Genomic DNA, 9129 nt, shown 5'->3' with positions numbered 1-9129 from the left:
TGGCTCATGTCGGGGATGCAGGCCATCAGGCCACGGGTATAGGGGTGGGCCGGCTGGTTGATCACCTCGTGCACGGGGCCGATCTCGGCGATGCGCCCGGCATACATCACGGCCACGCGGTCGCAGGTTTCGGCGATCACGCCCATGTCGTGCGTGATCAGCATGACGGCGGCGCCGCGCTGTTTGCAGATGCTCTTGAGCAACGTGATGATCTGCGCCTGGATGGACACGTCCAGCGCGGTCGTGGGCTCGTCGGCGACGATGAGCTGGGGCTCGGCCGCCAGCGCCAGCGCGATGACCACGCGCTGGCGCATGCCGCCGCTGAACTGGTGCGGGTAGTGGTCGATGCGCTGCTCGGCCGCCGGAATGCCGGTGTCCCGGAGCAGCTGGATCGCGCGCTCGCGAGCCTCGGCCGCGTTCACCGGCAGGTGGGTGGTGATGGTTTCGATCAGCTGGCGGCCCACCGAGTACAGCGGGTTCAGCGAGGTCAGCGGGTCCTGGAAGATGGCGCCGATCTTGCGCCCGCGGATGCGCCGCATCTTTTCGTGCGGCAGGTTGTCGATGCGCTGGCCTTCGAGCAGGACCTGGCCCGAGGCGATGCGCCCGGGCGGCTCCAGCAGGCCAATGATGGACGCACCGGTGAGCGACTTGCCCGCGCCGGACTCGCCCACCACGCCCAGGATCTCGCCGGGCGCGATGTCGAAGGAGATGTCGTCGAGCGCGCGCAGGGTGCCGCGGCGCGTGGGGAACTCGACGACCAGATTCTTGACTTGCAGCAGGCTCATGGTCAGCGCAGCCTTGGGTTGAGAGCGTCGCGCAGCCAGTCGCCCAGCAGGTTCACGCTGAGCGCGATGAGGATGAGCATGAGGCCGGGGAAGATGGTGATCCACCACTCGCCGGAAAAGAGGTAGTCGTTGCCCACGCGGATGAGCGTGCCCAGCGAGGGCGAGGTGGGTGGCGCACCCACGCCCAGGAAGGACAGCGTGGCCTCGGTGATGATGGCCGTGGCCACCTGGATGGTGGCCAGCACCAGCACCGGGCCCATGACGTTGGGCAGCACGTGGCGGCCCATGATGCGCAGCGGCGCCACGCCGGTCACGCGCGCGGCCTGCACGTATTCCTTGCTGCGCTCCACCAGCGTGGAGCCGCGCACCGTGCGGGCGTACTGCACCCAGCCGGCCAGGGTGATGGAGATGATGAGCACGCCGAAGGCCAGCGTCTCGTGCGCGTTGGGGAACAGCGCGCGGCCCACGCCAGCGATCAGCAGCGCGATGAGGATGGGCGGGAAGGACAGCATCACGTCGCACAGGCGCATCAGGAAGCCGTCCAGCCAGCCGCCCACGAAGCCGGCCAGCAGGCCCAGGGTCACGCCGATGAGCACCGACAGCACCACCGAAGCCAGGCCCACCGCAAGCGAGATGCGCGCGCCGTACATGAGCGCGGAGAGGATGTCGCGGCCCTGGTCGTCGGTGCCCAGCAAGAACTGCGAATTGCCGCCCTCCTGCCACACGGGCGGCAGGCGCGCGTTCATCAGGTCCAGCGTGGCCAGGTCGAAGGGGTTGTGGGGCGCGATCCACGGAGCGAAGACCGCGCAGACGACACAGATGAGCGCGATCACCGCCGCCACGATGGCCGTGGGCGAGGTGCGAAAGCTGTACCCGACGTCGCTGTCGAGCGCGCGGCGAATGAGGGCGATCAAGGAAATGTCCCGAAAGAAGATGCGGATCGGAAGGTCAGGGCCAGCGCGGAGCCGGCTGCGCCGGGCCGCTGCTGGCGCCCCCCCTGGGGGGAGACGCCGCAGGCGGCGCGGGGGGTGGCCTCATTTCACCGACATGTAGCGGAACGGCATGAAGTTGTCCGCCAGCTGGGCCAGCGAGACGTTGTTGGCCACGCCCCAGGCCAGGGCCTGCTGGTGCAGCGGCAGGTGGCCGACGTCGTCGGAATGGATCTTGAAGGCTTCGCGGATCATGGCGTCGCGCTTGGCCTTGTCGGTCTCCGACTGGATCTGCTTGGTCAGCTCATCCACCTTGGGGTTGCAATAGGAGCCCAGGTTGAACTGGCCCGACCCCGAATCGTCCACGCAGCGCATGAGCGCGTTGAGCGCGTTGTGCGAGTCGTAGGTGCCCGGCGTCCAGCCCAGCATGTAGAAGCTGGTGTCGCGGCGCAGGATTTTCGGGAAGTAGGTGCCCTTGGTCTCGGCCTGCAGATTGATCTTGACGCCCACGCGCGCCAGGTTGGCGGCCACCGCCTGGCAGATGTTGCCGTCGTTGACGTAGCGGTCGTTCGGGCAGTTCAGGGTCACCTCGAAGCCATTCGGGTAACCGGCCTCGGCCAGCAGCTTTTTGGAGGCCTCGGCGTCGAAGGGCAGGCGGGTGTTCATGGCGGGGTCGAAGCCATTGATGCCAGGGCCGACCATCAGCGCCGTGGGCGCCGAGGCGCCGCGCATCACCGTGCGCTGGATGCCCTGGATGTCGATGGCCTGGTAGAAGGCCTGGCGCACGCGCTTGTCCTTGAAGGGGTTTTTGCCCTTCACGTTGGAGTAGAGCAGCTCGTCGCGCTTCTGGTCCATGCCCAGGAAGATGGTGCGCAGCTCGGGGCCCTGCATCACCTTGGACTTGCCGCTGGCGTTGATGCGGGCCACGTCCTGCAGCGGCACGGGCTCGATCACGTCCACCTGGCCCGACAGCAGCGCGGCCACGCGCGTGGCGTCGTTGCCGATGGGCGTGTACTCGACGTTGACGACGTTGCCTTCGATCTTGCCCCAGTAGTTGCCGTTGCGCTGGAAGGTGGTCTTCACGTTGGGCTGGCGCTCGCGCAGGCGGAACGGGCCGGTGCCGTTGGCTCGGAAGGAGGCCGCGTTCTCGATGCCCTTGCGGCGATCCACCGGGCGCGTGGCCTGGTTGTCCTCGCACCACTTCTTGCTCATGATGTACAGCAGCGACAGCACATCGGGCAGGATGGGAAACGGGCCCTTGGTTTCGACGTCGACCGTGTGCGAGTTGACCTTGCGCACCTCTTTCACGTCGTTCACGTAGCTCTTCATGTCCGAGCCTTCGCCGGCGGCGCGCGCGAAGGTGAACAGCACGTCGTCGGCGGTGAAGGGCGTGCCGTCGTGGAATTCAACGCCCTTGCGCAGCTCGAAGCGCCAGACGGTGGGCGAGGTCTGCTTCCAGCTCGTGGCCAGGCCGGGCACCAGCTTGAGGTTGCGGTCGCGCGCCACCAGCGGCTCGTAGACGTTGCCCGTCACGGTGAGCTGCAGCGACTCGTTGAGCGAGTGCGGGTCCATCGACAGGGCATCACCCTGGTTGCCGATGCGCACCGTCTGGGCGCTGGCGGCACCAGCCGCCAGGGCTGCGGCCACGAGCAGGGCAGCCGAGGATTTTTTGAGGTTCATGCGTCGCTCCTTGCGGGGGTGGGTGAGGGGGTGGACTGGGAAAGGGTCTGGCGCGGCGTGGTGGGCTCGCTGGCCAATGGCATGCCTTGTTCGATGAGGCTGGCGTGCAAGGCGGCGCCCAAAGGCAGCACCTCGTCGTTGAAGTCGTAGCGGCTGTTGTGCAGGAAGCAGGCGCCCTGCCCGTTGTCGGCACCCTGCCCCAGGCGCAGGTAGGCGCCGGGCTTGACCTGCAGCATGAAGGAGAAATCCTCCGCGCCCATGCTCGGGTCCATGTTGCGGTCCACGTGCTCGTGGCCCACCAGCTTTTGCGCCACTTCCATCGCGAAGCGGGCCTCGTCGCGCGTGTTGATGGTGGCGGGGTAGATGCGTTCGTAGTTCAGGTGGGCCGAGGCCCCCAGGCCCAAGGCCACGCCCGAGCACACCTCGTGCAGGCGCTTCTCGACCATGGCCTGCACCTCGGGGTTGAAGGTGCGCACGGTGCCGATCAGGCGGGCCGTGCCCGGGATCACGCTGAAGGCGCCCGGGTCGCCGGCCTGCATGGAGCACAGGCTGATCACGGCGCTGTCGATCGCGCGCACGTTGCGCGAGACGATGCTCTGCACCGCCGTGATGATGTGGGCCGCCACCAGCACCGGGTCGACCGTGGCGTAGGGGTGCGCGCCATGGCCGCCCTTGCCGGTGACTTCGATGGTGATGCGGTCGGCCGAGGCCATCATGGGCCCCGGGTTCACGCCCACGGTGCCTGGGCGCATCTGCGGCCAGTTGTGCATCGCGAACACCGAGTTCACGGGAAAGCGCTCGAACAGGCCGTCCTCGATCATGGCCTTGGCGCCGGCAAAGCCTTCCTCGCCGGGCTGGAAGATCAGCACGGCCGTGCCGTCGAACTGCCGCGTCTCGGCCAGGTAGCGCGCCGCGCCCACCAGCATGGCCGTGTGGCCGTCGTGGCCGCAGCCGTGCATCATGCCCGGCTTGCTCGACTTCCAGGCGAAGTCGTTGTGCTCGGTCATGGGCAACGCGTCCATGTCGGCGCGCAGGCCGATCATGCGGCCGCTGCCGGTCTGGCGGCCGCGGATGACCGCCACCACACCGGTCTTGCCAATGCCGGTGTGGACCTCGTCCACCCCGCAGACCTTGAGCGACTCCACCACGCGCTTGGCGGTGTAGACCTCCTCGAAACCGAGTTCGGGGTGGGCGTGCAGGTCGCGGCGCAACGCCGTGAGTTCGGGGTGAAAGGCCGCGATGTGCGCGAACGCCGGGCCATGCACCTTGTAGCGGGACTTGCTCATGTCAATGCCCTCCGGCCTTCTCCACGCGCAGGCGCGGATCAACCACAAAGTACAACAGATCGACGATGAGGTTGATCACCACGAAGATCAGCGCGATCAGGCACAGGTAGGCGGCCATCACGGGGATGTCGGCGAAGGTCACGGCTTGGATGAACAGCAGGCCCATGCCCGGCCACTGGAACACCGTCTCGGTGATGATGGCAAAGGCGATGAGGCCGCCGAGCTGCAGGCCGGTGATGGTCATCACCGGCACCAGCGTGTTCTTCAGCGCGTGGCCGAAATGCACCGCGCGGTTGGTGAGCCCGCGGGCGCGGGCGAACTTGATGTAGTCGGTGCGCAGCACCTCCAGCATCTCGGCGCGCACCAGCCGCATGATCAGGGTGAGCTGGAAGATGGCCAGCGTGATCGCGGGCAGGGTGATGTGGATCCAGCCCTTGGTCGTCAGCAGGCCGGTGCTCCACCAGCCCAACGAGACCACGTCGCCGCGGCCGAAGCTGGGGAACCAGCCCAGGTGCACCGCGAACACCAGGATCAGCAGGATGCCGATCAGGAAGGTGGGCAGCGACACCCCCAGCAGCGAGATCGTCATGAAGACCTGGCTGAGGAAGGTGCCGCGCTTGAGCGCCGCGTACACGCCCATGGGAATGCCCACGAGCAGCGCGAGCACCGCCGCCACCATGGACAGCTCCAGCGTGGCCGGGAAACGCTCGGCGATGAGGCGCGAGACCTTGGCGCCCTGGCGCAGGCTCAGGCCGAACTCGCCCTGCGCGGCGTTGACCAAGAAGTGCCAGAACTGGACGAAGAAGGGCTGGTCCAGACCCAGGTCGGCGCGCAGGGCGCGCACCTGCTCCGGCGTGGCGTCCTGACCGAGCAGGAAGACCACCGGGTCCCCGACGTACTGGAACAGCATGAAGGCGATCAGCGCCACGCTGACCATGACGATCACCGCCTGGGCGAGCCGTCGGAGGATGAATGCGAACATCGATGAAAAAAGCAAGAGAGGGTCGCGCCCGAAAGGAGGCGACCCTCTTTGGTCAGTACCCGATTCAGTTTACCGTGATGAGCCGCCAATCCAGGCGGTTGTCGGCGCGGTGAACCACGTTGATGCTCTTCTTCATCGCCCAGGGAATGACCTGGTTGTGCAGCGGCAGGTGCGACACGTCGGCGTTCGACAGCTCCAGTGCCTCGGTCAGCAGGCGGTTGCGGATCAGCAGGTCGGTCTCCGTCTTGGCACGGTCGATGATCTGGTCCATCTTGGGGTTGCTGTAGCGGCCCACGTTGTAGTTGCCGTCACCGCCCTGCCCCACGCTGCGCACCAGCGACTGCAGGCTGTACATCGCGTCGAAGGTGGGCACGCCCCAGCCCAGCATGTAGATGCTGGCCTCGTAGCGCTGGATCATCGGGAAGTAGGTGGCCAGCGGCAGCGTGCGCAGCTTGGCCTTGACGCCGATGCGCGCCCACATGGCGGTCACGGCCTGGCAGATCGCCTCGTCGTTGATGTAGCGGTTGTTGGGGCAGGCGAAGTCGACCTCGAAACCGTCCTTGTAGCCGGCGTCCGCGAGCAGCTTCTGCGCGGCGGCCACGTCGAATGGGTAGCGCTGGTGCACGCCCTCCGTCCAGCCCGTCACCTGCGGCGCGATGAGCGCCCCCGTGGGCTGGCCCAGGCCGCGCAGCGTGACGCGCGCGATCGCGTTCATGTCGATCGCCTGGTACAGCGCCTTGCGCACGCGCACGTCCTTCAGCGGGTTCTTGCCCTTGACGTTGCTGCCCACGAGCTCGTCGCGGTGCTGGTCCATGCCGAAGAAGATGGTGCGGTTCTCGACCCCGTCCATGACCTTGAGGTTGCCGTCCTGGCGCAGGCGCGGCAGGTCCTGCGGGCTCGGATCCAGCACAAAATCCACCTCGCCCGAGAGCAGCGCGGCCATGCGCGTGGCCGTGGCCTTCACCGGCGTGTAGACGATCTCGGTGACGTTGGTCTCGGCGCCCTTGCCCCACCAGTTGGGGTTGCGCGTGAGCACCATCTTCTGGTCGGGCGCCCACTCCTTGAGGACGAAGGGCCCCGTGCCCATGGCGTTGCGGTGGGCGAAGTTCTCGTCCTGGGTCTTGATGTCCTTGGGCGCGGTGGAGTTGTTCTTCTCCGCCCAGGCCTTGCTCATCATGCGCAGCTCGGTGAGCTGGTTCACCAGCACCGGGTTAGGGCCCTTGGTGAAGATGTCAATGGTGTTGTTGTTGACCTTGACGATGCGGTCGATGCCCTGGATGTAGGGCGTGAAGTTCGAGGTCGGCGCCATTGCGCGCTGCAGCGAGAACACCGCGTCGTCGGCGGTGAAGTCGGAACCATCGTGGAATTTCACCCCGGTCCGCAGCGTCAGCCGCAGCTGAGTGGGCGAGACCTGGTTCCAGCCGGTGGCCAGCAGCGGCTCGGGCTTGAAGGTGCGGCTGTTGTAGTACACCAACGACTCATAGACCGAGGCATGGATGCCATTGGCCAACGCGTTGTTCTGGGAATGGATGTCCCAGGTCGGGATGTCGCTGGCACTCGTCCACTTGAAGGTCTTCGCTTGAAGACCGCCGGTCGTGACAGCCAAGGCTGCCCCCAGCACGACCGCCTGCATGGGCACGGAGAACGATTTCATCGTTGACACCTGAATTAAATGAAGGTGCCGGGACTATGCAACAAGCGTTCCCGCGCCAGCGACGGGACTTACCCGTACCGAGTATGGGCACCCGGATCGACACCGCGCGGCCCCCACCGGTTCGGCCGGAACAGGCCATTTCCGGACACCACTCGAAGCTTTATTCCTCCGTCATTTCAAATAATTCTTTATCGCTATATTTGGCTCGCCTATTGGCCATTTACTTAGGCATTTCAACCCCAAAACCATCAGGAAGGTCCCCTATGAAGAAGCTCCTCGTCGCCGCCTTGTTTGCCCTGAGCGCCGCCACCGGCTTCGCCGCCGTCGACGTCAACAAGGCCTCGCAAGCCGATCTCGACAGCATCAAAGGCATTGGCCCCAGCACCACGGGCAAGATCCTCGAACAGCGCAAAGCCGCCCCCTTCAAGAACTGGAACGACTTCATCGCGCGGGTCCCCGGCATCGGGGACAAACGCGCCGCGAAGTTGTCGCACGAAGGCCTGACGGTCAATGGCGAGGCCTTCAAGGCGACCAGCGCGCCAGCGGGCGCCAAACCGAAGCAGTGAGCACCGGCCACTGAACCGCCCATAAAAAAAAAACCGCCCGGCATGCCGGGCGGTTTTTGCTTGAGCGAAGCGCTTCTGAAGATCAGAAGTTGTGCTGGATGCCCACGCCGAACAGGGTGTTCTTGACTTCCGCGCCGGTACCGATGATTTCGGCTTTGGTGCGGTTGAAGGCAGCGTACGTGAAGGTGCGCTTGGACAGCGCGTACTTGGCGCCGATGCTGAAACCGGTGGTCTTGCTCAGATCCGTACCGCCAGACTCCAGCTTGGAACGGGCCACGCCAACACCGATGTCGAAGCCGGCGCCCAGGGGCACGTCCACACCGATGTTGAACTCGTTGGCCTTCACGTCAGCAAAGCCGTCCGGCTGCACTTTGGCCTGGTTCACGCCACCGACCAGCTTCACGACGCCGAAGTCGTAGGAGCCGTTCAGCAGGTTGTAGGTGGTCTTGCCGGTGGCGGCCAGGCCGGTCAGGATGCCGGTGCTGTCGATGCCGTTCAGGCCTTCGACTTTCTGGCTCTGGTGAGCGAAGCCAGCCACGATCGGGCCGTTGGCGTAGTTCAGGCTGAACGACACCAGGTTGCTGGCCTTGTTGTTCGGCGAGCTGGCGCGGTCTTCACCCAGCGAGTAGGCGAAAGCACCCGAGAAACCGCCGAAGTTGGGCGAGTTGTAGCGGATGGTGTTGTTCGGGTTGTCTTCGTAGCCGAGCCAGGTGGTCCACGACGACGCGAAGTTCGCGTTGAAGGTGTCGTTGGCCATCGAGCGGGTGTCGTCGTACGGCGTCCAGGGCTTGCCCAGCTGGACTTCACCGAAGCCACCCGACAGACCGACCCACGACTGGCGGTTGAAGCTCAGGCCACCGGCGGTGCCGTTGTCCATGGCCAGCGCGCCTTCCAGGTTGAAGTTGGCCTTCAGACCACCACCCAGATCCTCGGAGCCCTTGAAGCCCAGGCGGCTGGTGTTGAAGCCACCGCTTTCCAGCACGGTCTCACTGGCGGAACCGACACCGGTGATGTCCGTCTTGACACGGCCCACCCACACATCGGCCATACCGTAGAGCGACACGCTCGACTGAGCCATCGCGGCGCCGCAGGTGCCCAGAACGGCAAGAGCGATCAGACTTTTTTTCATGGGGAGATTCCTTTTCCTTTGGAACGGTTTGGGAAACGTTTCACACGACTGAAACTGCAGTGATGGTACCCATCGACATGCACGTTACGGGTTTGCCCCTAGGGGTTTTACACAAGAC

At 65.6% G+C, this 9129-nt stretch carries 8 protein-coding genes; 1 reads left to right on the top strand and 7 read right to left on the bottom strand.

Annotated elements, in window-relative coordinates:
- The 6 genes from BGO22_RS16220 to BGO22_RS16195 all read right to left on the bottom strand — a co-directional run.
- Positions 1-785: ABC transporter ATP-binding protein (locus tag BGO22_RS16220; RefSeq protein WP_286851743.1), on the bottom strand; the 785-nt coding region annotated here is incomplete at its 3' end.
- 2 nt (positions 786-787) lie between these two features.
- Complete coding sequence (locus BGO22_RS16215) at positions 788-1699, bottom strand: ABC transporter permease (RefSeq protein WP_070399186.1); 912 nt, start codon at positions 1697-1699, stop codon at positions 788-790.
- 120 nt (positions 1700-1819) lie between these two features.
- The gene (locus BGO22_RS16210) at positions 1820-3394 is read right to left on the bottom strand and encodes an ABC transporter substrate-binding protein (RefSeq protein WP_070399187.1); all 1575 of its coding nucleotides are present in this window, start codon (positions 3392-3394) and stop codon (positions 1820-1822) included.
- The gene (locus BGO22_RS16205; protein ID WP_070399188.1) at positions 3391-4680 is read right to left on the bottom strand and encodes a M20 aminoacylase family protein; all 1290 of its coding nucleotides are present in this window, start codon (positions 4678-4680) and stop codon (positions 3391-3393) included. The genes BGO22_RS16210 and BGO22_RS16205 overlap by 4 nt, the downstream gene beginning before the upstream one ends.
- A gap of 1 nt (position 4681) precedes the next feature.
- The gene (locus BGO22_RS16200) at positions 4682-5662 is read right to left on the bottom strand and encodes an ABC transporter permease (RefSeq protein WP_070399189.1); all 981 of its coding nucleotides are present in this window, start codon (positions 5660-5662) and stop codon (positions 4682-4684) included.
- A gap of 64 nt (positions 5663-5726) precedes the next feature.
- Positions 5727-7316: an ABC transporter substrate-binding protein gene (locus BGO22_RS16195; protein ID WP_116958408.1), complete on the bottom strand. Its 1590-nt coding sequence runs from the start codon at positions 7314-7316 to the stop codon at positions 5727-5729.
- Between the two features lie 263 nt (positions 7317-7579).
- On the opposite strand from BGO22_RS16195, the gene BGO22_RS16190 reads away from it, so the two are divergent.
- On the top strand, positions 7580-7882 hold the full coding sequence (locus tag BGO22_RS16190; protein WP_070399191.1) for a ComEA family DNA-binding protein: 303 nt from the start codon (positions 7580-7582) through the stop codon (positions 7880-7882).
- Positions 7883-7964: 82 nt separating this feature from the next.
- Here BGO22_RS16190 and BGO22_RS16185 read toward each other — a convergent pair whose 3' ends face one another.
- A complete protein-coding gene (locus BGO22_RS16185; RefSeq protein ID WP_204744251.1) occupies positions 7965-9011 on the bottom strand; it encodes a porin in 1047 nt (348 codons plus the stop codon).
- Positions 9012-9129 lie beyond the last annotated feature (118 nt).

Origin of the sequence: Hydrogenophaga sp. 70-12 (genome assembly GCF_001897365.1) — a bacterium.
Lineage (GTDB): Bacteria > Pseudomonadota > Gammaproteobacteria > Burkholderiales > Burkholderiaceae_C > Hydrogenophaga > Hydrogenophaga borbori.
Note: the sequence above shows the minus strand (reverse complement) of the source record. Positions and strands in the feature narration are given on the sequence as shown.

What these genes read in the sequence shown, in the direction of transcription:
- BGO22_RS16210 (WP_070399187.1), bottom strand. Translation starts at nt 3,394, where the DNA reads ATGAACCTCAAAAAATCCTCGGCTGCCCTGCTCGTGGCCGCAGCCCTG.
- BGO22_RS16205 (WP_070399188.1), bottom strand. Translation starts at nt 4,680, where the DNA reads ATGAGCAAGTCCCGCTACAAGGTGCATGGCCCGGCGTTCGCGCACATC.
- BGO22_RS16200 (WP_070399189.1), bottom strand. Translation starts at nt 5,662, where the DNA reads ATGTTCGCATTCATCCTCCGACGGCTCGCCCAGGCGGTGATCGTCATG.
- BGO22_RS16195 (WP_116958408.1), bottom strand. Translation starts at nt 7,316, where the DNA reads ATGAAATCGTTCTCCGTGCCCATGCAGGCGGTCGTGCTGGGGGCAGCC.
- BGO22_RS16190 (WP_070399191.1), top strand. Translation starts at nt 7,580, where the DNA reads ATGAAGAAGCTCCTCGTCGCCGCCTTGTTTGCCCTGAGCGCCGCCACC.
- BGO22_RS16185 (WP_204744251.1), bottom strand. Translation starts at nt 9,011, where the DNA reads ATGAAAAAAAGTCTGATCGCTCTTGCCGTTCTGGGCACCTGCGGCGCC.